This window comes from Streptomyces mesophilus (assembly GCF_040300965.1).
In the GTDB taxonomy this organism is placed as follows: domain Bacteria; phylum Actinomycetota; class Actinomycetes; order Streptomycetales; family Streptomycetaceae; genus Streptomyces; species Streptomyces mesophilus_A.
Genome location: NZ_JBEPEW010000129.1, coordinates 1 through 23,658, shown reverse-complemented (window position 1 = coordinate 23,658; position 23,658 = coordinate 1). Strand labels below are relative to the sequence as shown.

The window sequence follows — 23,658 nt, the reverse complement described above, 5'->3', positions numbered from 1 at the left end:
GTTCGGCGCCGCCCAGCGGGCCGCGCACATCACGCCGACCGTGGTCGCGCTGCGCACCATGGCCGCCGACGTGGTCGCCAGCGAGGTGGCGCGGCTCAACGGCCGGCTCCCCGACCTCGACGAACGACAGCAGGCCGAGGTCGTACAGACCGTGCGCCGCGTCGTGGACAAGCTCCTGCACGCACCGACCGTGCGGGTCAAGCAGCTCGCCAGCGAGCCCGGCGGCGCCGGGTACGCGGACGCGCTGCGCACTCTGTTCGACCTCGACCCCGAGACGGTCGCAGCCGTGTCGAAGGCCGATACCGCCGACATCAAGAAAAAGGGGCGGGCATGACCCAGAAAGCACTCCGGCTCGGGACAAGGCGCAGCAAGCTCGCCATGGCCCAGTCCGGTCATGTGGCCGACGCCGTACGCCAGTTGACCGGCCGCGAGGTCGAGTTGGTGGAGATCACCACGTACGGGGACACCTCGCGTGAGCACCTCGCGCAGATCGGCGGCACCGGGGTCTTCGTGACCGCGCTGCGCGACGCGCTGCTCGCCGGCGAGGTCGACTTCGCCGTGCACTCGCTCAAGGACCTGCCGACCGCGCAGCCCGACGACCTGGTGGTCGCCGCGATGCCGCGGCGTGAGGACCCGCGCGACGTACTGATCGCGCGCGACGGCCTGACCTTCACCGAGCTGCCCGCGGGCGCCCGGGTGGGGACCGGATCGCCGCGCAGGATGGCCCAGTTGAACGCGTACGCCCGTAATCACGGGATGCGCATCGAGACCGTGCCGATCCGCGGCAACATCGACACCCGCGTCGGATACGTCCGCAAGGGCGAGCTGGACGCGGTGGTACTCGCCGCGGCCGGGCTCAGCCGTATCGGGCGCAGCGACGAGGTGACCGACTTCCTGTCGGTCGACACCATGCTTCCGGCTCCCGGTCAGGGAGCCCTGGCGATCGAGTGCACTGCGGCGAACGCAGAGCTCGCCGCCACGCTCGCCGAGCTCGACGACCCGTACACCCGGGCCGCCGTGACCGCCGAGCGATCCCTGCTCGCCGCCCTGGAGGCCGGCTGCTCCGCACCCGTCGGTGCGCTGGCCGACCTCCTGGCTGACGGACAGGTTGTCAAGGAAATGCGCCTGCGCGGCGTCGTCGGCACGACCGACGGCTCGGCGCTGGTGCAGCTGTCCACCACCGGTCCCGTACCCACCACACACGACCAGGCCATGGCACTCGGACGCGAACTCGCGGACGAGATGCTGGCCAAGGGTGCGGCCGGTCTGATGGGGGAGCGAGCACATTGAGCCCCACCGCCTCTGAATATCCCGCAGCCCCCGCATCCGGGCACGTCACCTTCCTCGGTGCCGGCCCCGGTGATCCGGGCCTGCTGACACTGCGCGCCGTCGAAGCGCTCGCCGTCGCGGACGTGCTGATCGCCGAGCCCGCTGTGCTCGACGTCGTCCGTACGCATGCCCGTGAGGGCGTGGCCGTGCAGGGCACGGCGACGCTGGGCACGCCTGACGCATCATCAACAGCGGCAGCCGCCGAGGCTGTTACCGCCAATCTTGTCATGGCGTCCGCGAGGGGCGGCAAGCGGGTCGTCCGTGCGGTGACCGGTGATCCGGGCCTCGACTCGGACGCCGCGGCGGAGATGCTCGCGTGCGTTTCCGCCGGTATCCCCTTCGAGGTGGTGCCCGGTGTGGCCACGGCGGTCGGCGTACCCGCGTACGCCGGTGTGCCGCTGCGGGACGGCTCCGGTGCGGACGTGCGGTTCGTCGACGCCCGTACCGCGTCCGAGCGCTGCTGGTCCGAGGTCGGCGCGTCCGACGGCACGGTCGTCGTCTCCACCACCCTGGAGACCGTGGCCGCGGCGGCCGGTGAGCTGGTCGCCGCCGGCCGTAAGCCGGACACCCCGATGACCGTCACCGTCGCCGGTACGACGACGCGCCAGCGCACCTGGAACGCGACGCTCGGCTCGGTCGCCCAGGTGCTCAAGCAGGCCAAGGTGCTGCCCTCGCCCGAGGGGCACCAGCCCGTCATAGCCGTGGTCGGTGAGCGTTCCAGTGCCGCCCGGCGTGAAGAGCTCTCGTGGTTCGAGTCCAAGCCGCTGTTCGGCTGGCGGGTGCTCGTGCCGCGGACCAAGGAGCAGGCGGCTTCGCTCTCCGACCAGCTCGTCTCGTACGGCGCCGTGCCGCACGAGGTACCGACGATCGCCGTCGAACCGCCGCGCACCCCGCAGCAGATGGAGCGTGCGGTCAAGGGCCTGGTCACCGGGCGCTACGAGTGGATCGCCTTCACCTCGGTGAACGCGGTCAAGGCCGTACGCGAGAAGTTCGAGGAGTACGGGCTCGACGCCCGTGCCTTCGCCGGGATCAAGGTCGCGGCCGTCGGCGAGCAGACCGCCAAGGCGCTCATCGCCTTCGGTGTGAAGCCGGATCTGGTGCCTTCCGGTGAGCAGTCCGCCGCCGGTCTGCTCGAGGACTGGCCGCCGTACGACCCGGTCTTCGATCCGATCGACCGTGTCTTCCTGCCGCGCGCGGACATCGCGACCGAGACGCTGGTCGCGGGTCTGATCGACCTCGGCTGGGAGGTCGACGACGTCACCGCCTACCGGACCGTGCGCGCTTCGCCGCCGCCGGCCGACACACGTGAGGCGATCAAGGGCGGCGGCTTCGACGCGGTGCTCTTCACCTCGTCGTCGACGGTGCGGAACCTGGTGGGTATCGCCGGCAAGCCGCACAACGTCACCGTGATCGCGTGCATCGGTCCGGCTACGGCCAAGACGGCCGAGGAGCATGGGCTGCGCGTGGATGTGATGGCTCCGGAGCCGTCGGTGCACAAGCTGGCGGAGGCGCTGGCCGATTTCGGTGCGGCTCGTCGGGCGGCGGCGCTCGAGGCCGGTGACCCTGTCACGCGGCCCTCCGAGCGTCGGCCTGGCGCTCGGCGCCGGAGAGTTGCCACGCAGTAGGTTCGTCTGTCGGGTGCGGCGGGCTGGGTGGGGATTTTTCTCCCCCACCCCGCCCCTTCCCGAAACTGGGGGCTGCGCCCCCAGACCCCGCCATCCGAACTTCGTTCGGATCTCCTCAAACGCCGGAGGGGCTGAAATGTCTACCTATGGTTCGTTTCCCGGGTCGCGGCCCCGCCGGCTGCGGACAACTCCCGCCATGCGGCGCATGGTCGCCGAGAACCGGGTGCATCCCGCTGATCTGATCCTGCCCGCGTTCGTACGCGAAGGGATCAGTGAGCCCGTTGCCATCGGGTCGATGCCGGGGGTCGTGCAGCACACCCGGGATTCGCTGAAGAAGGCCGCCGCGGAGGCCGTCGAGGCCGGTGTCTCCGGGATCATGCTCTTCGGTGTGCCGCTCGATGAGAAGAAGGACGCGGTCGGGACGCCCGGTACGGACCCGGACGGGATTCTGCAGCTGGCGCTGCGGGACGTACGGGCCGAGGTGGGCGACGAGTTGATCGTCATGTCCGACGTGTGCCTCGACGAGGTCACGGACCACGGGCACTGCGGTGTGCTCGACGCAGAGGGCCGGGTCGACAACGACGCGACGCTCGAGCGGTACGCGGAGATGGCGCAGGTCCAGGCCGACGCCGGCGCGCATGTGCTCGGTCCCAGCGGCATGATGGACGGCCAAGTCGGCGTCATCCGCGACGCGTTGGACCAGACCGGGCACGAGGACGTCTCGATCCTCGCGTACACCGCTAAGTACTCGTCTGCTTTCTACGGCCCCTTCCGTGAGGCTGTCGCCTCTTCGCTGAAGGGCGACCGCAAGACGTACCAGCAGGACCCGGCCAACCTCCGGGAATCCCTGCGGGAGTTGGCGCTCGACCTCGAAGAGGGCGCGGACATGGTGATGGTCAAGCCGGCCGGTCCGTATCTCGACGTGCTGGCGAAGGTCGCGGACGCGGTGGACGTGCCGGTGGCCGCGTACCAGATCAGTGGCGAGTACTCGATGATCGAGGCCGCGGCCGAGAAGGGCTGGATCGACCGCGACAAGGCGATCCTCGAGACGCTCACCGGGATCAAGCGCGCCGGCGCGAGCATGATCCTCACGTACTGGGCGGTGGAGGCGGCGCGTCAGCTGCGCCTGAGCTGAGGCCGTTCCTCGTACGTGACTTCGACCAGGTCGCCGTAGGCCTTGCGCAGCAGGGGCTCGGCGACCTTCGGTTTGTCCACGCCGACTTCCACGTGGCCCTCTTCCGAGGCGGCGATCGTGCGCAGGTCGAACTCGCTCTTCCAGCGGGGGATTTCGTCACTGATCCGCGCCACAAGGGCGTCCAGCTCGGTGCGGGGTGTCGTGGTGGCGTGCAGCCGGACCGTCACATTGGACGGGATGCCGCGGCAGACGGAGCGGTCGAAGGCGGCGTCCGGGATGCGGTAGAGGTCGAGCGCGAGGGCTTTGTCGTCGACGCGCAGGCCCGTGTAGACGTGGGCGAAGCGCTGCTCTGCCACGGTGTCGACGTGGGCCACCGCGATCTCCACGGCCTCATCGGCATCCTTGGACTCGGCCGCGCGCGGGCCCGTGCAGCCCGAACTTCCCTTGTCCGTACGGACGGTGGGCTGCTGTGACGGCTCCGCCGCGCAGCCGGCCGCCGCGAGGGACAGTGCGACGGCGACGGCCGGTCCGTAGCGTCGTGATCCTGTGCGCATAGCTCTCGCCTCCGCCGATCTGACGCGCGGACGGGCCGCCGGGTTCCGGTTACGCCTTGCCGCTCCTCGGCCTGCTGCGCACGGTCCTACTGCTCCCCGTCCTGCTCCAGCTTGTACACCGCTTCGATGTTGTTGCCGTCCGGGTCGTTCACGAAGGCGCAGTACGCGCGGTACTCGGGCCAGACGCGCGGGGCTTCCCGTTCGGTGCCGCCGTTGTCCAGGGCCGCCGTGTAGAACGCGTCGACCTCGGCGCGGCTGCGAGCCGTGAAGGCGAGGTGCAGCCCGCGGGTCGCCTCCTCGGGCGAAGGAGCGGTGTACATGCCGAAGGACGGCGTATCGGCGTCGGAGCGCCAGAGCTCTGCCGCGTTGCCCTCGTGGGCCTCGATGGAGACGTCCAGGGGTGCGAGCGAGGCGGCGTAGAAGCGCTCGCTCGCCTTGAAGTCCGCTACGAGGAGCGTGACGTGGTGGATGAAGGGGAAGTCCGCGGTCATGCCCGGGATCCTAAGAGATCTTGGAGGGGCGGGGAAGCGTAGGGGCCGTCCGGATCGCGGAATGACAGGTGTAGGCGCCAAACACTTTCTCTACGCTGGGCCTGCCGATGTCCGTAGCGAAGGAGCCGTCGCCGTGACCGTCACCGAGCCGAACGCCGCCGTCCGTGCCCCCGTGCCGCCCCTCGCCGAGCGCGCGCGGAACGTAGGCGGTTCTCCGGTACGGGACATCCTCGCGGTGACCGCGCGGCCCGAGGTGATCAACTTCGCGGGCGGTCTGCCCGCGCCCGAGCTGTTCGACGCCGAGGGCGTGGCCGAGGCGTACGCCCAGGTGCTGGCCACGGACTCGGCCCGTGCGCTGCAGTACTCGACCACCGAGGGCGAGCCCACGCTGCGTGCCGCGCTCGCCGCGCGCACCACGTCACGCCAACTGCCCACCACGGCCGATGACTTGCTGATCACCAGCGGCTCGCAGCAGGCGCTGTCCCTGCTGGCCACCGCCCTGCTCGAGCCGGGCGACACCGTGCTCGTCGAGAACCCGACGTACCTGGCGGCGCTCCAGGTGTTCGCCTTCGCCGGCGTGCGTGTGGTGGGGGTCGACTGCGACGAGGACGGGATCGATCCGGAGGCCCTGGACGCGCTCGTCGCGCGGGAGCGTCCGAAGCTCCTGTACACGATCCCGACCTTCCAGAACCCCACCGGCCGCACCCTGCCCGCCGGCCGCCGCGCCGCCGTGGCCGCGGTCGCCGAGCGGCGCGGGCTGTGGATCGTCGAGGACGACCCGTACGGGGAGTTGAGGTTCGAGGGGGAGCGGGTGCCGTGGATCGCCGCGCAGGCCGGCGCCGAGGACCGCACGGTCCTGCTCGGGAGCTTCTCCAAGGTGATGGCACCGGGCATGCGGCTCGGCTGGCTGCGCGCCCCGGCCGCCGTGCTGAGGGCGTGCGCGGTCGCCAAGCAGGCCGCCGATCTGCACACCCCGACCGTCAACCAGCTAGCCGCGGCACGGTACTTGGCGGTCCGTGACCTGGACGCGCACGTCTCCACGGTCGCGGCTGCCTACCGGGAGCGCCGGGACGCGCTGCTCGCAGGTCTGCCGGCCGCGCTGCCCGAGGGCTCGGTGTGGAACAGGCCCGAGGGCGGGATGTTCCTGTGGGCGCGGCTGCCGGAGGCGTACGACACCGCGCAGCTGCTCCGTACGGTCGTGCAGCACGAGGTGGCGTACGTGCCGGGGGCGCCGTTCTTCGCCGGGGAGCCGGGGCGCTCGACGATGCGGCTGTGCTTCGTCACGCACGCGCCCGAGGAGATCGCGGTCGGGGTGGAGCGGTTGGGGCGGGCGCTTCGGGGCTGACGGGGCCGGTGGCCGGGCGGGTGCCCAGCCGGTCGGGGCCGCCGGTTTCCAGGGGCGGTCGGTGGTCAGGGACAGGCGGTGGTCAGGGGCGGTCGGCGGTCGGGGCAGGCGGTGGTCAGTGGCAGTCGGCGGTCAGGGAGTGCAGGAGGCCGCGGCCCTGCGGCCAAGTGCCGAGACCACTCGCCGAGTTGAGGTGGCCACCCGCGTCCGTCACATGCAGGCGTGCCTGCCACTGCTCGGCGAGGTGGGCGGTCGTCTCCGGTGTGCAGTACGGGTCGTCGGGGCTGCCCACCACGAGAGCCGGGCACGACAGGGGTCGCGCCCGCAGTCCGAGGAACGTCGCCGCGGCCCGGCGCGGGAAGGCGGGGCCCTCGGGGTCGGGCGGCGCGACGAGCAGCGCGCCGCGGACGCGGCCGGCGGGGGCATCGGCCAGCCAGGCCGCGGCCGCCCAACAGCCCAGACTGTGGGCGACCAGGACCACCCCGCCGGGCTCCCCCTGCCCGCGCGCCGTCTCGTCCGCGGACTCGTACGCGGACTCGTCGGCGGTCCTGTGCGCCGCTTCGTACGCCGCCTGAACGGAGCCGACCCAGTCCGCCAGCTCCGGCTCGGACCACGAAGCCGGGGCGATCCGCACGGCCCCGGGGCCCAACTCCCGCTCCCACAGGGTCTGCCAGTGCTGCTCGTCCGAGCCGTCGATGCCGGGGATGATGATGTACGCGACCACTGCCTGCCACCGTTTCACTCGTCGTCCCGTACGGTTCCGGGAACGCCTGGCGCAGATTCTGGGGGAATCAACCGGGCGGTGGGGGCCCGGCAAGTGGTCTCAAAGCATCTGGCGGGGGCAACGATGGAATCACTCGACCGTACGGACCGCGAGATCCTCGCGCTGCTCCAGAACGAGGGCCGCCTCAGCGGCGCCGAGGTGGGGCGCCGCGTCGGGCTCTCGCAGCCCGCGGCCAGTGCGCGGATCCTGCGCCTGGAGAAGAGCGGGGTGATCACCGGATACCGGGCCGTCGTGGATCCCGTGGCGCTGGGCCTGAACATCCACGCGATCGTCAGGCTGCGGACATCGCATGCGCAGCTGGCCCGCGCCCTGGACCTGGCGGCACGGACCGAGGAGATCACGTCCACCGCCCGCGTCACGGGCGAGGACTGCCTGATCTTCGACGTGCACTGCCCGCAGGCCGGCCGGCTCGAGGAAGTCGTCGACTCCCTCGCGCGCTTCGGCCCGGTCACGACCTCCCTGGTCCTGCGCACCTATCCGGCGAAGCCGATGACGGCCCGGTAGGCGCCGTCCTTGCCGTACGACAGAAGGGCCCCACCGGAACCGACCGGTGGGGCCCTTCTCGTACGTACCGGAGAAGGTCAGAGCTTCTCGGGCGTGCGGATGCCGAGCAGGCCCATGCCCTTGGTCAGGGTGCGGGCCGTCAGGTCGACCAGGAAGAGGCGGTTCTCCACCTGGGCCGGGGTCTCGGCCTTGAGGACCGGGCAGTGCTCGTAGAACTTCGTCAGGAGCGTGGCCAGCTGGTAGAGGTACGCCGCCACCTTGTGCGGGGCGTACTCCGCGGCCGCCTCGAAGACCGTCTCGCCGAACGCGTCGAGGTGCAGGCCCAACGCGCGCTCGGCCGGGGCCAGTTCGACCTCGGGATGCGCGACCGGACCGGCCTCGCCCGCCTTGCGCAGGATCGACTGGATACGGGCGTACGCGTACTGGAGGTAGACGGACGTGTCGCCGTTGAGCGAGACCATCTGGTCCAGGTCGAACTTGTAGTCCCGGTTCGCAGAGGTCGACAGGTCCGCGTACTTCACGGCGCCGATGCCCACGTACCGGCCGTTCTCGACGATCTCCGCCTCGGTCAGGCCCACCTTCTCGGCCTTCTCGCGCACGACCGCCGTGGCCCGCTCGGCGGCCTCGTCGAGCAGGTCCTCCAGCTTCACCGTCTCGCCCTCACGGGTCTTGAACGGCCGGCCGTCCGCGCCGAGCACCGTGCCGTAACCCATGTTGTGCGCGGTGACCTCGTCGGTCAGCCAGCCGGCCCGCCGGGCCGTCTCGAAGACCATCTTGAAGTGCAGGGACTGCCGTACGTCCACGACGTAGATGAGGTCGGTGGCCTTGAGGTCGAAGACCCGGTTGCGGATCGCGGAGAGGTCGCTCGCCGCGTAGCCGAAGCCGCCGTCCGCCTTCTGCACGATCAGCGGGACGGGCTGGTCGTCCTTGCCCCGGATCTCGTCGAAGAAGACGACGAGCGCGCCCTCCGAGCGGACCGCGACACCGGACTCCTCCAGCATGCGGGCGGTCTCGGGCATCAGGTCGTTGTACGCGGACTCGCCGACGATCTCGTCGTCCCGTACCTCCATGTCCAGCTTCTCGAAGACCGAGTGGAAGTAGACCTTCGACTCGTCCACGAACTGCTGCCAGAGCTTCAGGGTCTCCTCGTCGCCGGACTGCAGCGCCACGACCCGCTTACGGGCCCGCTCCTTGAACGCGTCGTCCGCGTCGAAGACCGCACGCGAGGCCTTGTAGACCCGGTTCAGGTTCGACATCGCCTGCTCGCCGTCGACCTCGTCGGCCGGGGCCAGCTCGCCCGGGTGCTCGATCAGGTACTGGATGAGCATGCCGAACTGGGTGCCCCAGTCGCCGATGTGGTGCCGGCCGACCGTCTGCTCGCCGGTGAAGTCGAGCATGCCGCGCAGGGCGTCGCCGATGACGGCGGACCGCAGGTGGCCGACGTGCATCTCCTTGGCCACGTTCGGCTGCGCATAGTCGATCACCGTGAGGCCCGGGTTGTCCTTCGGGGCCACGCCGAGCCGGTCGGCGTCCGCGTACCGGGCGGCGAGGGTCTCGACGATCGCCTTGTCGGAGACCGTGATGTTGAGGAAGCCGGGGCCGGAGACCTCGACGTCCGCGAACAGTCCGCCGTTCTCGATCTGTGCGACGACCTGGGTGGCGAGCTCCCGCGGGTTCGCCTTGGCCTTCTTGGCGAGCGCCAGGATCCCGTTGGCCTGGTAGTCCGCCCGGTCGCTGCGTCGCAGCAGCGGGTCCGCGCCGGCGGCTTCCGGCAGCGCGGAAGTCAGGGCGGCGGAGAGCCGTGCGTGAACGCTTGCGGTGAGGGACGTGACCGGGGCCATGGGTGTGGGTGCCGTTCTGGTCGGGGCTGGGTGATGAGCACTCTCAGTATCCCATGGTGGCGCAATGAGTTTTCTGTGCGAGAGGCGGGCGCGGGGGCCCTCCATAAGGCGTTTTCCGTACGCCGGGTGTTGCTGGGACAATGGGCCGGTGCGAAGAGCAATCGCGCAGCCGACCTGAAGTGAAAGGGACCGACACATCGTGGCCCAGAGCACGAACCCGGAGACTCAGGACTGGGTCTCCCGTTACGCGGACGACGTCATCGCCGAGTCGGAGCGTCGTGCCCCGGGCAAACCGGTCGTCGTCGCCTCCGGACTCTCCCCTTCCGGCCCGATCCACCTGGGCAACCTGCGCGAGGTCATGACCCCGCACCTGGTCGCCGACGAGATCCGCCGCCGCGGGTACGAGGTGCGGCACCTGATCTCGTGGGACGACTACGACCGGTACCGCAAGGTGCCCAACGGTGTCCCCGGGGTCGACGCGTCCTGGGCCGAGCACATCGGCAAGCCGCTGACCTCCGTGCCCGCGCCCGCCGGTTCGGCGTATCCGAACTGGGCCGAGCACTTCAAGGCCGCGATGGTCGCCTCGCTCGGCGAGCTCGGTGTGGAGTTCGACGGGATCAGCCAGACCGCGCAGTACACCTCGGGCGTCTACCGCGAGCAGGTTCTGCACGCGATGAAGCACCGCGGTGACATCGACGCGATCCTCGCCCAGTACCGCACCAAGAAGGCCCCGGCCAAGCAGTCCCAGAAGCCGCTGGACGAGGCCGAGCTGGAGGCCGCCGAGGGTTCGGGCGCGGCCGGTGAGGACGATGGCAGCGGGTCCGGTGCGGGCTACTTCCCGTACAAGCCGTTCTGCGGTGGCTGCGGCAAGGACCTGACCACGGTCACCTCGTACGACGACGACACCACCGAGCTGACGTACGTCTGCACCGAGTGCGCCTTCACCGAGACGGTCCGGCTCTCCGAGTTCAACCGCGGCAAGCTGGTCTGGAAGGTCGACTGGCCGATGCGCTGGGCGTACGAGGGCGTGATCTTCGAGCCGTCGGGTGTGGACCACTCGTCGCCGGGGTCCTCGTTCCAGGTCGGCGGGCAGATCGTGACGCTGTTCGGCGGCAAGCAGCCGATCGGTCCGATGTACGCGTTCGTCGGTATCTCCGGCATGGCGAAGATGTCCTCCTCTAAGGGCGGGGTGCCCACCCCGGCCGACGCGCTGGAGATCATGGAGCCGCAGATCCTGCGCTGGCTGTACGCCCGCCGCCGCCCCAACCAGTCGTTCAAGATCGCCTTCGACCAGGAGATCCAGCGGCTGTACAACGAGTGGGACAAGCTCGAGGCCAAGGTCGCCGACGGTTCCGCGCTGCCGGCCGACGCGGCCGCGTACAGCCGTGCCGCCCGTACCGCCGCGGGTGAACTGCCGCGTACCGAGCGGGCGTTGCAGTACGGCACGCTCGCCTCGGTCGCCGATGTCGCCGCAGGGGACCCCGAGCAGACGCAGCGGATCCTGTCCGAGCTCGACCCGGCCAACCCGGTCACCGACCTGGCGGCCGTACGTCCGCGGCTCGACAAGGCGGAGGCCTGGATCGCCAAGTACGTACCGGCGGAGTCCCGCACGATCGTGCGGACCGAGCCGGATGCGGAGGCGCTGGGGGCGCTGGACGAGCAGGGGCGCGAGTCGCTGCGGCTGCTGCTCGACGGGCTCGACGAGCACTGGTCGCTCGACGGTCTGACGCACCTTGTGTACGGGGTGCCGAAGGTGCAGGCCGGGTTCTCGGCGGATGCGGGGCCGAAGGAGCTGCCGCCGGAGATCAAGGCCGCTCAGCGGTCGTTCTTCGCGCTCCTGTACCACCTGCTTGTGGGCCGGGACACGGGTCCGCGGCTGCCCACGTTGCTGCTTGCGGTGGGGGCGGAGCGGGTGCGGAAGTTGCTCGGGGCCTGATCCTTACGTCTGCGGCGCCGTCCCTTTGGGGCGGCGCCGCTTTCGTTGGTGCGGGTGCGGTCTCGTTGCCGTCTGCGGCTTGGTTGCGCCTGCGGCGGGGGTTTTCCCCTACCCGCCCCTTCCCGAAACTGGGGCTTCGCCCCAGACCCCGCATCCGAACTTCGTTCGGATCTCCTCAAGCGCCGGAGGGGCTGAAGTATCTCCTCAAGCGCCGCAGGGGCTGAGTTGCCGCAGGTGCTCAGGCGATGTACTCCTCCGAGTCCAGCTCCTGCTGGTAGCGCGCGCGGAAGTCGCGGATGAACGGGCGGAGGGTGGACTCCGTGAGGGGGCCGCCGCTGCGGCCCTTCACGCCGTAGAGGTCCTGGAGGTAGATGCCGAACTGGCGGGCGTTCGGGAAGTCGCCGTGTTCGCTGACGTACTTGCGGAACGCCGTGAAGTACGCCTCCTCGCGCGTCACGTCGTCCGGCAGACCGGCCGGGGCCGGGGCCTCCTCCACGTCGGCCTCGGTGGACGGGTCCGCCACGGCCGGTTCCTCGGACGGGAGTTGCTCCTGCCGCTGGCCCGGGATGTTCAGCGCGCGCGTGCGGTTCGGGCCCGCGGGGATGCGGAACTCGCCGGTCTGCGAGCTGTCGAACGCCTCCGCCGGCTGCTCCTCGTACCACTCCTCGTACGGGGGCTCGGGGGAGTAGGTGCGCTCGTACTGCTGCTGTCCCGGCTGCGGTTGGGGCTGTGGGAGCTGTTGTGCGTACGCCTGCTGCTCGTACGTCTCGTACGGCTGCTGCCCCTGCCCCGGCTGCTGCGGCGTCGCGAACCATGGGCTGTCGTGGTTCGTCGGCCACTCCTGCGGGATCTCCACCGGCTGCTCCACCGAGGGGGCCTGCGGGGCCTCCAACTGGGGTGTGGGCGCGGGCAGTTGCGGTGGCTCGATACCGGCGGCGGCGAGGCCGGCCGGGGCCGTCTCGGCGAGCGGGACGCCGTAGCGGGCCAGGCGCAGCGGCATCAGGGACTCGACGGGGGCCTTGCGGCGCCAGGAGCGGCCGTAGCGGGAGCGCAGGCGAGCGCGGTAGACGAGGCGTTCCTGTTCGAGCTTGATGACCGCGTCGTACGAGCGGAGCTCCCACAGCTTCATGCGGCGCCACAGCAGGAACGTCGGCACCGGCGAGAGCAGCCAGCGCGTGAGGCGGACGCCCTCCATGTGCTTGTCGGCGGTGATGTCCGCGATCCGGCCGATCGCGTGGCGCGCGGCCTCGACCGAGATCACGAACAGGATCGGGATGACCGCGTGCATCGCCGTGCCGAGCGGATCGGGCCAGGCCGCCGCGCCGTTGAAGGCGATGGTCGCGGCCGTGAGCAGCCACGCGGTCTGGCGCAGGAGCGGGAACGGGATTCTGATCCAGGTCAGCAGCAGGTCGAGGGCGAGCAGGACGCAGATGCCCGCGTCGATGCCGATCGGGAAGACCAGCGAGAACTTCCCGAAGCCCTTCTGCTCGGCGAGCTCGCGCACGGCCGCGTACGACCCCGCGAAGCCGATGGCCGCGATGATGACCGCTCCCGCGACCACCACGCCGATCAATATCCGGTGTGTCCGCGTCAGCTTCAGTGGCGCTGCCACCCGTGATCCCCTCCAAGTGCCTGCCCGCCGGGGATCCGGGGGCTCCCCCCGGAAAGGCACAGCCCGCCCGGACCCGTTTGCGCGCAACAGCCTGGCACACGTGTGCGGGTGGCCGTGGGCCGGTATCGCCGAAGCCCGGCCATCGGGTGAATGGCCGGGCTTGTGACGTGGGGTTCCGCAGTTGTCCTGGTGCCTGTTTTACGGAAGTTCGGGCACCTGCGCGGTCACGACTTGGCGGAGGCCTTGTCGGACGGCTTGGTGGAGGCCTTCCCGGACGGCTCGTCGGATGCCTTGCCGGACGCCTTGTCCGACGGCTCCGTCGAGGCACCAGGCTTGTTGGCGGCCGTCACCGCGGCGACCGCCTCCTTGGCGGCCTTCTCGGCGTCCTTGACCATGTCCGAGGCCTTCGGGGCCTTCTCGCCCGCGAGACCCGCGCCGTTGTAGTCCAGCGTCACCACGACGTTCTCGATCCGGGTCACGACCGTCTGCTGCTTGTAGTCGCCGAGCTTGCCCTTGTCGAGGTCATAGCTGACCGTCGTCGCCTCGTCGCCGACACCGGCGGCGGGCTCGGACTTCACGTTCTTGGCGCCGTCCGTGCCGGCGGCCGCGGCGACCTGCTTCTTGAAGTAGCCCTTGGCGCGCGTCTCGGCGCTGCCCAGGCCCTCCTCCGACTCGAAGCGCGTCAGCGACGCGGAGAGCCAGCGGAACTGCGAGCCGTCGACACCGTTGGTGTCGAGGCCCTTCCAGGCACAGCTGCTACGAGTGGAGACATCAGACGACTTGCCCGTCTTGCCCGACTTGTCCTCGACCTTGGGCACCAAGTCCTCGACCGTCTTCGAGGACACCACCTTGCAGGCGGCCGGCAGCTGCTTGTACGCGGCCTCGGCGAGGCTCGCCGCCTTGTCCTTGCCGTCAGCGCCCTGGGAGGCGGAGGACTTCGCGCCGGAGTCGCTCTTGCCGCCGTCGCCCGACTCCGAGGAGCACGCCGCGGCGGTCATGACCACCGGAACAACGGCGCAGGCGGCGAGAGTGCGGGTGAATCGCGGTCCTTTTCGGTGCATGGTTCCTTCGCTCATCAGTCGTGCGGTTCGGTTCCGGGGCACCATGTGCGGCAGGAGCCCCCTGTGGTTCCGCCCAGCCACGGTACGCGGTGGCGAAGTGCCCCGTGAGGAAACCGGAGCCCGGCCGCGGTGACCCGCGCCACGCTCACTCGGTGAACTGATCGGCCAGCTTTCCGGCCAGAACCCTTGCCCTGTCCTGCAGTTCCTTGCTGTCCGGCGTCTCCTTCACGGAGGCCGGCTGGGCGGTGTACTTGACCGTCACCAGCACATTCGACGTGCGGAACACCACAGTCACCGCACGCTGCCGCGTCGCCGAATCCGCCGCACCGAGCTCGTCGTCCAGATACGCCTCGTCCGCCAGATCGTCGAGCACCCGCGGCTCCAGACCCTCCGGCGGAGCGGACGAAGCCGACTGGGTCGGCTTGCCCTGCTCGGGGTCCCCGCCCTTCCCGTCGTCCGGGCTCTGTGTGGCGGTCGGCTCCTCGGACTCCCCGGAGTCACCCGACTCTTCGGACTCCTCGTTCTCCGTCGGCTCCGGCAGGTCGGCCGCGATCTGCATGTCCAGGAACAGGTCCGCCGCGAGCTCGTCATCGCTCACCGCGTCGTCGTACGAGACCGCGCGCTCGAAATCGATCTGCAGCCGATGCGTCGCGTCCGATGACGGCGCCGACCAGCGACAGCCCGCCCTGCGGTCCGTGTCGAACGTTATGGCCGCAGCGCCCGCGTACGCCTTCTTCCGCTGCTCGTCGGAGAGTTCCTCGATCCCGGGCAGCATCGTGTCCAGCGTGCCCTGGTCCACCGCGGCGCAGGGCTCGAGCAACGTGTCGTACTTGCCGGGCTCGGCCGTCTTCGTCGGCGCCGTCGCGAAGCCGCCCGGCTTGTCGTCGCCGCTCCCTGCGCCGCCATCCGAACCGGAGGTGCAACCCGTCAGCAGCACCGCGGCGAGCAGGGGTGCGCCCGCCAAATACCTCTTGTGCCGCACGGTGCGGGCCCTCCTTCGGATGCGGGTTCGTGGTCCGGGCCGTCCCCGTACGACGAAAAGCATTGGCGCCGTACAAAGGCCGGTGAACACAATGTGTATCGCACGCGCCGCTGTGATGGCCGATCAACCGTCCCTTTTGTTGACCTTGGCCCCGGCATTTGCGCTTTGAGACTTTTCTTTTGTCATACGGGGATTGAGGAACCATGAGCTATGTAGAGGTACCGGGAGCGAAGGTTCCCATCCGCATGTGGACGGACCCGGCCACGGTCGAGGCGGGCGCGATGCAGCAGCTGCAGAACGTCGCCACGCTCCCGTGGATCAAGGGCCTCGCCGTCATGCCCGACGTCCACTACGGCAAGGGCGCGACGGTCGGCTCGGTCATCGCCATGCACGGTGCGGTCTGCCCGGCTGCGGTCGGCGTCGACATCGGCTGCGGTATGTCCGCGGTCAAGACCTCGCTGACGGCCAACGATCTGCCGGGTGATCTCTCGCGGCTGCGCTCGAAGATCGAGCAGGCGATTCCGGTGGGGCGCGGGATGCATGACTCCGTGGTGGATCCGGGCCGTATGCACGGTTTCCCGACCGCGGGCTGGGACGACTTCTGGTCGCGGTTCGAGGGGGTCGCGGATGCGGTCAAGTTCCGTCAGGAACGGGCCACCAAGCAGATGGGAACGCTCGGCGGAGGAAATCACTTCATCGAATTCTGTCTCGACGAGACAGGTTCGGTCTGGCTGATGCTGCACTCCGGTTCGCGGAACATCGGCAAGGAGCTCGCCGAGTACCACATCGGCGAGGCCCAGAAGCTGCCGCACAACCAGGGTCTGGTCGACCGCGATCTCGCGGTGTTCATCGCGGACACCCCGCAGATGCAGGCGTACCGGAACGATCTTTTCTGGGCGCAGGAGTACGCGAAGTACAACCGCGCGATCATGATGGGGCTGTTCCAGGACGTCGTCCGCAAGGAGTTCAAGAAGGCCAAGGTGACCTTCGAGCCGGTCATCTCCTGCCATCACAACTACGTGGCGGAGGAGCGGTACGAGGGCATGGACCTGCTTGTCACCCGTAAGGGAGCGATCCGGGCGGGCTCCGGCGAGTACGGGATCATCCCGGGCTCGATGGGCACGGGCTCGTACATCGTGAAGGGCCTCGGCAACGCGGATTCCTTCAACTCCGCCTCGCACGGCGCCGGTCGCAAGATGAGCCGGACCGCGGCGAAGCGGCGCTTCTCGACGCGGGACCTTCAGGAGCAGACGCGGGGCGTGGAGTGCCGTAAGGACTCCGGCGTCGTGGACGAGATCCCGGGTGCGTACAAGCCGATCGAGAAGGTCATCGACCAGCAGCGGGATCTGGTGCAGGTGGTGGCGAAGCTCAAGCAGGTGGTGTGCGTGAAGGGTTGAGAGACGTCGAGGTGTGGGGGCCTCGGTGGCGGGCCGGGAAGTCGTGTGGGAGCGGCTTCCCGGCCCTTCCTTGTGTTGGGGGGAGTCGGTCTGTTCTGTTCGGGGAGCCGGTCTGTTCCGGGGGAGCGGGTCTGTTCCGGGGCGGTCCGTCTGTTCGGGCCAGTTCGTCGAGGAACGCCGTGAGCAGGGAGCTCACGAGCTCTGGATGTTCCAGGTGAAGGTCGTGTCCGGAGGCGGGGATGCTCGTCGCCGTGGTGGGGGTCCGCCCGTGGAGCATGGTGTCGATGCCCGGTGCCGAGAGGATGCTCGACTGGGCGAACACGGCCAGGGTGGGGCAGGTGATCTGCTGCCATTCGCGGTCGAAGGAGCGCTGGGTGTTCTCCGTCAGTGCGGCGACCATGACGTCCCGGTCGAAGCGGGGGTGCCAGGCGCCTTCGCGTTCTTCGAGGCCCGCTGCCCAGGCCGCGCCCACCGGGCCGCCGCCGAAGAACTCGGCCGCTGCCGCGAGGGAAGGGAACGGGGCCGGCCAGGAGCCGAGCAGGGCGTCGATCTCCCGCGGTGCGTCGGCATCGAGGCGGTCGGTGCCGGCCTCGATGAGGGCGAGGCCGCGCACGAGGCCGGGGTGGGCGGCGGCCGTCAGCATGGCGGTGTGACCGCCGAGTGACTGGCCTGCCAGGACCGGGCGTTCGAGGCGCAGTTGCCTGGTCACGGCCACGACGTCGGCGACGTAAGCCGCGCGGGAGACATCGCGCGGCTGCCGCTCGCTCGCCCCGTGGCCGCGCTGGTCCACGGCGACCACACGGAAGCGGTCGCGCAGGCGGCGGGCGATCTCGTCCCATTCGCCGGCGTGACCGGCGAGGCCGTGCAGCAGGACGACGGGCAGGCCCGGTCCGCCCCAGTCGTGGCAGACCAGGCGGATGCCGTCACGCCGCACGACGCGTTCGTACGGCGGCGTCCCTGCCGGCCGTGCGGTTCGGACCGTCACAGCTCGCGGTGGACCTTCGTGTTCGAGGCCTGGGCGCGGGGGCGGACCACCAGGAGGTCGATGTTGACGTGGCTGGGACGGGTGACCGTCCAGGTGACCGTGTCCGCGACATCCTCGGCCGTGAGGGGCTCGGCGACGCCCTCGTAGACCTTGGCGGCCTTCTCCTGGTCGCCGCCGAAGCGGGTCGTGGCGAACTCCTCCGTCTTGACCATGCCGGGGGCGATCTCGATCACGCGGACCGGCTTGCCGACCAGTTCGAGGCGGAGCGTCTCGGCGAGGACGCGGGCGCCGTTCTTCGCGGCCACATAGCCCGCGCCGCCCTCGTACGTGGCGTGGCCGGCCGTCGAGGAGAGGACGACGACCGTGCCGTCGCCGCTGTCGACCAGGGCGGGGAGCAGGGCCTGGGTCACGTGGAGTACGCCGATCACGTTGACCTCGTACATCCGGCGCCACTCGTCGGGGTCGCCGGTGGCGACCGGGTCCGCGCCGAGTGCGCCGCCGGCGTTGTTGACCAGGACGTCCACGCGGTCGAGCGTGCTCGCGAAGGCGTCCACGGCCGCGCGGTCGGTGACGTCGAGCGGGTGGGCGGCGGCGGAGTGGCCGGCCTCGGTCAGCTCGGCGGCCAGCGCCTCGATGCGCTCCTTGCGGCGGGCGGTGAGCACCACGTGGTGGCCCGCCTCGGCCAGCTTGCGGGCGGTCGCGGCGCCGATGCCGCTGCTCGCGCCGGTGACGACTGCGGTACGGCGGGCTGCGGCGGTCATGGGCTGCTCCTCGGTGCGGCGGTGCCGGGCGGTTTCGGCCAGGCTAACCGGATCGTGCGGGTCGGCGGTCAACCGTCCGTCGCTCGGTCATCCGTACGCGCCGAACTCCACTGAGGGCGCGGTCAATTGCGATGTCTAGGTATGTTTCGCGCGTATCGGACAGATGTCTCTGTGGGAACTGCGGGAACTGTGGGAGCTGGAATGCGAGTGAAGCGCGCGGGACTGGTCGCGGCGTCGGTGGCCGCCGCCGCTCTGGTTGCGGGGGTGCCGGCCGAGGCGGCGGCGCCGGAGGCCGATGTGGCGTACCACGGCTATGCGTCGCTGTGGGAGGGGCGCCTCGGTATCTGGCTGACTCCGCAGAACCACGGCCCGGTCGATGTGTCCGAGGCGACGGTCCGGCTGCGCTACTCGGCGCCGCTGGCGAGCGAGCAGAAGCTGCCCGAGCGGTGCCTGCGGGCCGGGCAGCGGGTGGTGCTCTGCTCGACGGGGGAGATCAAGGCCGGGAGCTGGAGCGAGGAGATCGGGCTCGACATCAAGCTCAAGGGGTCGCCGTCGGAGGCCACGGTGCAGATCGACACCCTGTGGAACGGCGGGGCGTCCGACCGCAACGTCAACAACAACCGTCACAAGGTGCTGACCTTGGACACCGGGGACTCGTACTTCTTCTGAGACCGGGGTTTCTTCTGAGACCCGGGTTCTTCGGCCTGGGCTTCTCTGGCCTGGGTTTCTCCGACCTGGTTTTCTCTGGCCTGGGTTTCTCTTGGTTTCTCGTGGTGAACGGCCCGCGGCCTTCGGCTGCCGCGGGCCGTTGTCGTACCCCCGTGGCAGTCTCGAAGGGTGATCGTCGAGCGTGCGTATGCCCATGTGGACGGGGAGGACCCCGAGGAATATCCGTGGAGCGTGTCCTGTGTGCGGCAGCTGCTGCGCGAGGGGCTGCGCTTCACGGCGCCGGTGACGTTCCTGGTCGGGGAGAACGGGTCGGGCAAGTCCACGCTGGTCGAGGCGTTCGCCGAGGCCTTCGGGCTCGATCCGTACGGCGGCTCGCACGACTGGCAGTACGCGAGCCACCGGACCAAGTCGGCACTCGGTGAGCGGCTGCGGTTCGACCCGGCGGCCGGCGGGCGGCAGATGATGCGCAGCTGGGCGGCGCGCAAGGGGTTCTTCCTGCGGGCGGAGACGGCGCTGGACGCGCTCCGGCGCGAACGCATGGCGCCGGACGAGCGCAGCCATGGGGAGGGGTTTCTCGTCGCCTTCCGCGACAAGTTCATCAAGCCGGGCCTGTACGTGATGGACGAGCCCGAGTCGGCGCTGTCGTTCGGCTCGTGCCTCGAACTCCTCGGTCATATCGACCAGTTGACCCGCGCGGGCGGCCAGATCGTCTGCGCCACGCACTCCCCGCTGCTCACCGCCCTGCCGGGGGCGGACATCGTCGAGGTCGGGGAGCACGGGATGCGGCGGGTGGCCTGGGGCGAGCTGGAGCTGGTGGATCACTGGCGGAGGTATCTGGGGGATCCGGGGGCTTATTTGCGGCACATCGTGGGGTGAGGGAGTTTCGGGCCTTGCCAGGCGTGGTGGGGGCTGGGATGAGGGTGGGGCGGTTCTCGGGGCGCGGGGCGGGAGCGGTTCTCGGTTACGGGGTGAAGTCGGCCGGCGGGGTCTTGTATCCGCGTTCGTACGCGGCCGTGTAGGCATCGGCGCCGAGGGCGGCGCGGGCCCGGGTGGCGGCGCGGTCGACGTCGGTGCGTTCGCCGGGCGGCAGCGGGGAGGCCACGGAGTCGCGGAGGGCCGCGGCGGTGCCGAGGGCTTCGGCCGCGCGTCCGGCCGCGCCGCCGGCCGACCACGCACCCGCGAGGCCCTCGACCGCGAACGCGACCGCCCGCGGGTCACCGGTCCGGCGGGCCACCGTGAGGCTCTCGCCGTGCAGGGACTCGGCGAGTTCGTGGTCGCCGCGCAGTTCGGCCACGTAACCGCACTGCGCGAGCAGCAGCGCTGTACCAGAGTCGACGCCGAGCCGGCGGTTCCAGTCGAGCCAGGGGGCGAGGAGCGACTGCGCGGTGTCGAGGTCGCCTTGGTGGCGTGCGCCGAGTGCGAGGCCGATCTCGGCGAACTGGCGGGCGGGTGCGTGCCCTTGGCCGGCCGCCAGGCGCGCGGCCCGGTCGTGGTACTCCGCCGCGCGGTCGTACGCGCCCGTGAGCAGGGCGATCCGGCCGAGGCGCGAAAGGCTGAACGAGGCCTGGGTCCACAGCCGCAGCTCCTCGGACACCCGTAGGCCCTCGCCGTGCAGGCGGGCCGCGGACGGGTAGTCGCCGGTGATCTCCGCGAGGACGCCGAGGAGTTCGGTGGACTGCGACTGGCCCCAGCGGTCGCCGAGTGCGGTGAAGCGCGCGGCCGCGGCTTCGGCTGCCTCGCGCAAGGAGGCGAGGTCCCCCTCGTACAGCGAGCGCGTCGCCCACGTGCTCAGGGCGGCCGCCTCGCCCCATGGGTCCTCGAGCGCGCGGAACTCCGCTTCGAGGGCGTGCAGACGGCCACGGTCGGGCATCTGCGTGAAGCCGCAGCGGGCGTAGGCGAGCAGCCAGCGGCCGCGGGCGTCGGCGCCTTCGAAGGGGTCGTCCTGGTGGGAGGCGTCGCCGGTGATGAGGGCCAGTGCGGCGCGGCGGATGCGGGCGGAGGGGAGGGGCATGGGGGCAGTGGGGCGGGCTTGCGTGGCCGGGTGGGATTCCGCGTTGGTCAGGGCGCGGTTCAGGTGGGCGAGGCCTTCGGTGATGCGGCCGCTCAAGTACCAGTACCAGGTGAGGGAGTTGACCATGCGCAGGGCGAGGTCCGGGTCCTGGGTGTGGTCGAGCGCGGTGTGCAGGTTGAGGGCTTCCGCGTCGAGGCGGCACAGCCAGCCGCACTGTGCGGTGCCGTGCAGTTCGGGGGCGGCGCGCTCGGCCAACTGTGCGTAATGCTGGGCGTGACGGTCGCGGGTGGTCTGCTCCTCGCCGGCGGCGGCCAGCTGTTCGCGGCTGTACGCCGTGACGGACTCGAGCATGCGGTAGCGGGCGCCCTGTTCGTCGTACGCCACGGTCACCAGGGAGCGGTCCACGAGCCGCGTGACCAGGTCGACGACGTCCTCGGTGGGGATCGGGGCGGCGGTCCCCGGGTCGGTCGTTCCCGGGTCGGTCGTTTTCGGGCCGGTCGTTTTCGGGCCGGCGCAGACCGCTTCGGCGGCGTCGAGGGTGAACCCGCCCGCGAAGACGGAGAGCCGGCGCAGCACCGTGCGCTCGGGCGGGGCGAGCAGTTCCCAGCTCCAGTCGATCATCGCGCGCAGGGTGCGCTGGCGGGCGGGTGCGTCGCGGCGGACCTGGCTGAGCAGTCGGAAACGGTCGTGCAGCCGGTCGGCCAGCACCTCGACGCCGAGGGTGCGGACGCGGGTGGCGGCGAGTTCGAGGGCGAGGGGGATGCCGTCCAGGCGGCGGCAGATGAGTTCGACCGCCTCCCGGTTGGCGGAGGTGAGGGCGAATCCGGGCGCGGCGGAGGCGGCCCGCGCGGCGAACAGGGCGACGGCTTCCGGGACATCGAGCGGGGCGATGGCTTCCACCGTCTCGCCCGAGACGTTCAGGGGTTCCTGGCTGGTGGCGAGCACGCGCACGCCCGGTGCCGCGCGGAGCAGCCGGCCGACGAGGGCGGCGACGGCGTCCACGAGGTGCTCGCAGTTGTCCAGTACGAGCAGGAGTTCGCGGGAGGCGAGGGCGCGGAGGAGGCGGGGGGTGCGGTCCGATTGAGGGGAGAGGGAGGGCGGAGGTGAGGGCGAGGGCGAAGGTGAGGGCGAGGGCGAGGGTGAAGGTGGGGGCGGGGGTGAGGGTTCGTCGCGTATGCCGAGCGCCGCTGCGATGGCGTCGGCTGGATCCCTTCGTACTCCTGCCAGCTCCACCAGCCAGACGCCGTCTGCCGGGGCGGAGCATGGGCGGTCCGGTTGCGGGGCCGGGTGAGGGTCCGGGGCCGAGTTCGGGGCCGGGTCCGTGTTCGGGTTCGCGTGCGGGTCCGTGGCCGAGTGCAGGGTCGGGTTCGGGTGCGGGGCTCGGTCGGGGGCGGGCGTCGTGGCGTCGGCGGTGAGGGCGAGCCGGGCCGCCGACTCGAGTGCGAGGCGGGTCTTGCCCACACCGCCCGGGCCCGTGAGGGTGACCAGGCGTTCGGTGCCGAGCAGGGCGCAGACGCGCGCCACGGCGGCCTCGCGGCCGATCATCGCGTCCGCGCGTGCGGGCAGGTTGGTCGAGGGGCGGGGCGCCGCAGGGGGTGTGGGCGCGGGGATGAGGTCCGGGTCCTGACGCAGCATCGCCGCGTACAGCTCGCGCAGTTCGGGGCCCGGGTCGACGCCGAGCTCGTCGACGAGGCGTCCGCTCAACTCGTGGTACGCAGCGAGGGCCTCGCTCTGCCGGCCCGACCGGTACAGGGCCCGCATCTGTACGGCCCGCAGCCCCTCGCGCAGTGGATGCTCGGCCACCAGGTCGGCCAACTCGTCGGCAAGGAGCCCATGTTCGCCGAGATCCATCCGCAGCGCGGCCAACTCCTCCTGTGCGGATATCCGTTGCTCCTCGAGCCGGGCGATCGCGGTCTGTGCGAACGGTGCGTCGCGGAAGCCGTCGAAGGCCGCTCCCCGCCACAGTCCCAGCGCATCCGAGAGCAAGGACACCCGCCGGCGTGGGTCCCCGGTCTGCCGGGCCCGCGCGACGAGCTGTCCGAAGCGGCCCGCGTCGACCGCGTCCTCGGTCACTCCCAGCCGGTATCCGGCCGGTCCGTACTCCACCAGTGCGCGTGCGCCCGGCTCGCCCTTCTCCAGCGCCCGGCGCAGCTGGGACACCTTTGTCTGCAGGGTGTTGGCCGCGTTGGCGGGGCGTGCGGGGTCGTCCCACAGCTGCTCGACGATCCGGTCCACGCCGACGGGGTGGCCGGCCTGGACCAGGAGTACGGCGAGCAGGGCTCGCACCTTGGCCTCCGGAACGGTGAGTGTCGTTCCGTTGTCCGCCCGTACGCGCAGGGGCCCCAGCACCTCGAATCGCATGCGGTCACGCTAACTGGGTTGTACGGGTGGGGAGTCGGGAGGTCCGGGCTGGTGGGTGCGGGGGTGCGGGGGTACGTGTGCTTGGGGCGTTGGGCTGCCGGGCTGGGCGGCGAGCCGGCCGCTGGGCTGCCGGGCTGGGCGGTGAGCGGGCGCCTGCGGCGGGCGGATTTCCCCTACCCGCCCCTTCCCGAAACCGGGGGGGGGGGCCCCCCCCCCCCCCCCCCCCCCCCGGGGGGGGGGGGGGCGGGGGGGGGGCGGGGGGGGGATTTTAGGGG

19 protein-coding genes and 1 pseudogene are annotated in these 23,658 nt (G+C 70.9%); 10 read left to right on the top strand and 10 right to left on the bottom strand.

Annotated elements, in window-relative coordinates:
- The 4 genes and pseudogenes from ABT367_RS32360 to hemB form a co-directional block, all read left to right on the top strand.
- Window positions 1-334 (top strand): annotated as a pseudogene (locus ABT367_RS32360) (glutamyl-tRNA reductase); the annotation flags it as partial.
- Window positions 331-1,290 carry a hydroxymethylbilane synthase gene (gene hemC / locus ABT367_RS32355; protein ID WP_352256834.1) on the top strand — a complete coding sequence of 320 codons (960 nt, stop codon included), beginning with the start codon at window positions 331-333 and terminating at the stop codon, window positions 1,288-1,290. The pseudogene ABT367_RS32360 and the gene hemC, both read left to right, overlap by 4 nt.
- A complete protein-coding gene (locus ABT367_RS32350) occupies window positions 1,287-2,954 on the top strand; it encodes a uroporphyrinogen-III synthase (RefSeq protein ID WP_352256833.1) in 1,668 nt (555 codons plus the stop codon). Before hemC ends, ABT367_RS32350 begins: the two co-directional genes overlap by 4 nt.
- A 136-nt stretch (window positions 2,955-3,090) precedes the next feature.
- On the top strand, window positions 3,091-4,089 hold the full coding sequence (gene hemB / locus ABT367_RS32345; protein WP_352256832.1) for a porphobilinogen synthase: 999 nt from the start codon (window positions 3,091-3,093) through the stop codon (window positions 4,087-4,089).
- On the opposite strand, the gene ABT367_RS32340 is transcribed toward hemB, so the two are convergent.
- Window positions 4,071-4,643, bottom strand: coding sequence for a hypothetical protein (locus ABT367_RS32340; RefSeq protein WP_352256831.1), 573 nt, complete (start codon window positions 4,641-4,643; stop codon window positions 4,071-4,073). The two genes, hemB and ABT367_RS32340, sit on opposite strands and share 19 nt — an antisense overlap.
- An 86-nt stretch (window positions 4,644-4,729) precedes the next feature.
- Entirely contained in the window at window positions 4,730-5,134 is a 405-nt protein-coding gene (locus tag ABT367_RS32335; protein WP_352256830.1) for a VOC family protein, read from the bottom strand.
- A 133-nt stretch (window positions 5,135-5,267) separates the two neighbouring features.
- Here ABT367_RS32335 and ABT367_RS32330 point away from each other — a divergent pair, with 133 nt between their 5' ends.
- Window positions 5,268-6,479, top strand: coding sequence for a PLP-dependent aminotransferase family protein (locus ABT367_RS32330; RefSeq protein WP_352256829.1), 1,212 nt, complete (start codon window positions 5,268-5,270; stop codon window positions 6,477-6,479).
- 115 nt (window positions 6,480-6,594) lie between these two features.
- Here the strand turns inward: ABT367_RS32330 and ABT367_RS32325 are convergent, their stop codons facing one another.
- On the bottom strand, window positions 6,595-7,203 hold the full coding sequence (locus ABT367_RS32325) for an RBBP9/YdeN family alpha/beta hydrolase (protein ID WP_352256828.1): 609 nt from the start codon (window positions 7,201-7,203) through the stop codon (window positions 6,595-6,597).
- A gap of 123 nt (window positions 7,204-7,326) precedes the next feature.
- Here ABT367_RS32325 and ABT367_RS32320 point away from each other — a divergent pair, with 123 nt between their 5' ends.
- Window positions 7,327-7,767 (top strand): Lrp/AsnC family transcriptional regulator, encoded by a 441-nt coding sequence (locus ABT367_RS32320; protein ID WP_352256827.1) that lies wholly within the window; start codon window positions 7,327-7,329, stop codon window positions 7,765-7,767.
- Between the two features lie 77 nt (window positions 7,768-7,844).
- Here ABT367_RS32320 and argS read toward each other — a convergent pair whose 3' ends face one another.
- A complete protein-coding gene (gene argS, locus ABT367_RS32315) occupies window positions 7,845-9,608 on the bottom strand; it encodes an arginine--tRNA ligase (RefSeq protein ID WP_352256826.1) in 1,764 nt (587 codons plus the stop codon).
- Window positions 9,609-9,804: 196 nt separating this feature from the next.
- Between argS and lysS the strand changes: the two genes are divergently transcribed.
- Complete coding sequence (lysS, locus tag ABT367_RS32310) at window positions 9,805-11,544, top strand: lysine--tRNA ligase (protein ID WP_352256835.1); 1,740 nt, start codon at window positions 9,805-9,807, stop codon at window positions 11,542-11,544.
- Window positions 11,545-11,782: 238 nt separating this feature from the next.
- Here lysS and ABT367_RS32305 read toward each other — a convergent pair whose 3' ends face one another.
- From ABT367_RS32305 to ABT367_RS32295, 3 genes are all read right to left on the bottom strand, one after another.
- Window positions 11,783-13,156: a DUF2637 domain-containing protein gene (locus ABT367_RS32305; protein WP_352256825.1), complete on the bottom strand. Its 1,374-nt coding sequence runs from the start codon at window positions 13,154-13,156 to the stop codon at window positions 11,783-11,785.
- Between the two features lie 224 nt (window positions 13,157-13,380).
- A complete protein-coding gene (locus ABT367_RS32300) occupies window positions 13,381-14,217 on the bottom strand; it encodes a DUF3558 domain-containing protein (RefSeq protein WP_352256824.1) in 837 nt (278 codons plus the stop codon).
- Window positions 14,218-14,362: 145 nt separating this feature from the next.
- Entirely contained in the window at window positions 14,363-15,199 is an 837-nt protein-coding gene (locus ABT367_RS32295; RefSeq protein WP_352256823.1) for a DUF3558 domain-containing protein, read from the bottom strand.
- A 203-nt stretch (window positions 15,200-15,402) separates the two neighbouring features.
- Here ABT367_RS32295 and ABT367_RS32290 point away from each other — a divergent pair, with 203 nt between their 5' ends.
- A complete protein-coding gene (locus ABT367_RS32290) occupies window positions 15,403-16,596 on the top strand; it encodes an RtcB family protein (RefSeq protein ID WP_352256822.1) in 1,194 nt (397 codons plus the stop codon).
- Here ABT367_RS32290 and ABT367_RS32285 read toward each other — a convergent pair.
- Entirely contained in the window at window positions 16,568-17,530 is a 963-nt protein-coding gene (locus ABT367_RS32285; protein ID WP_352256821.1) for an alpha/beta fold hydrolase, read from the bottom strand. The genes ABT367_RS32290 and ABT367_RS32285 overlap by 29 nt on opposite strands.
- A 47-nt stretch (window positions 17,531-17,577) precedes the next feature.
- The gene (locus ABT367_RS32280) at window positions 17,578-18,342 is read right to left on the bottom strand and encodes an SDR family oxidoreductase (RefSeq protein WP_352256820.1); all 765 of its coding nucleotides are present in this window, start codon (window positions 18,340-18,342) and stop codon (window positions 17,578-17,580) included.
- A gap of 201 nt (window positions 18,343-18,543) precedes the next feature.
- Between ABT367_RS32280 and ABT367_RS32275 the strand changes: the two genes are divergently transcribed.
- On the top strand, window positions 18,544-19,011 hold the full coding sequence (locus ABT367_RS32275; RefSeq protein ID WP_352256819.1) for a hypothetical protein: 468 nt from the start codon (window positions 18,544-18,546) through the stop codon (window positions 19,009-19,011).
- Between the two features lie 168 nt (window positions 19,012-19,179).
- The gene (locus ABT367_RS32270; RefSeq protein WP_352256818.1) at window positions 19,180-19,887 is read left to right on the top strand and encodes an AAA family ATPase; all 708 of its coding nucleotides are present in this window, start codon (window positions 19,180-19,182) and stop codon (window positions 19,885-19,887) included.
- Window positions 19,888-19,972: 85 nt separating this feature from the next.
- On the opposite strand, the gene ABT367_RS32265 is transcribed toward ABT367_RS32270, so the two are convergent.
- Window positions 19,973-23,383, bottom strand: a complete 3,411-nt coding sequence (locus tag ABT367_RS32265) for a BTAD domain-containing putative transcriptional regulator (RefSeq protein ID WP_352256817.1) — start codon at window positions 23,381-23,383, stop codon at window positions 19,973-19,975.
- Window positions 23,384-23,658: the final 275 nt, after the last annotated feature.

Excerpts from the sequence above, each read along its gene's own strand:
- ABT367_RS32340 (WP_352256831.1), bottom strand. The coding sequence starts at position 4,643 with ATGCGCACAGGATCACGACGCTACGGACCGGCCGTCGCCGTCGCACTG.
- ABT367_RS32280 (WP_352256820.1), bottom strand. The coding sequence starts at position 18,342 with ATGACCGCCGCAGCCCGCCGTACCGCAGTCGTCACCGGCGCGAGCAGC.
- ABT367_RS32275 (WP_352256819.1), top strand. The coding sequence starts at position 18,544 with ATGCGAGTGAAGCGCGCGGGACTGGTCGCGGCGTCGGTGGCCGCCGCC.
- ABT367_RS32300 (WP_352256824.1), bottom strand. The coding sequence starts at position 14,217 with ATGCACCGAAAAGGACCGCGATTCACCCGCACTCTCGCCGCCTGCGCC.
- ABT367_RS32290 (WP_352256822.1), top strand. The coding sequence starts at position 15,403 with ATGAGCTATGTAGAGGTACCGGGAGCGAAGGTTCCCATCCGCATGTGG.
- ABT367_RS32335 (WP_352256830.1), bottom strand. The coding sequence starts at position 5,134 with ATGACCGCGGACTTCCCCTTCATCCACCACGTCACGCTCCTCGTAGCG.
- argS (WP_352256826.1), bottom strand. The coding sequence starts at position 9,608 with ATGGCCCCGGTCACGTCCCTCACCGCAAGCGTTCACGCACGGCTCTCC.
- hemB (WP_352256832.1), top strand. The coding sequence starts at position 3,091 with ATGTCTACCTATGGTTCGTTTCCCGGGTCGCGGCCCCGCCGGCTGCGG.
- ABT367_RS32320 (WP_352256827.1), top strand. The coding sequence starts at position 7,327 with ATGGAATCACTCGACCGTACGGACCGCGAGATCCTCGCGCTGCTCCAG.
- hemC (WP_352256834.1), top strand. The coding sequence starts at position 331 with ATGACCCAGAAAGCACTCCGGCTCGGGACAAGGCGCAGCAAGCTCGCC.
- ABT367_RS32265 (WP_352256817.1), bottom strand. The coding sequence starts at position 23,383 with ATGCGATTCGAGGTGCTGGGGCCCCTGCGCGTACGGGCGGACAACGGA.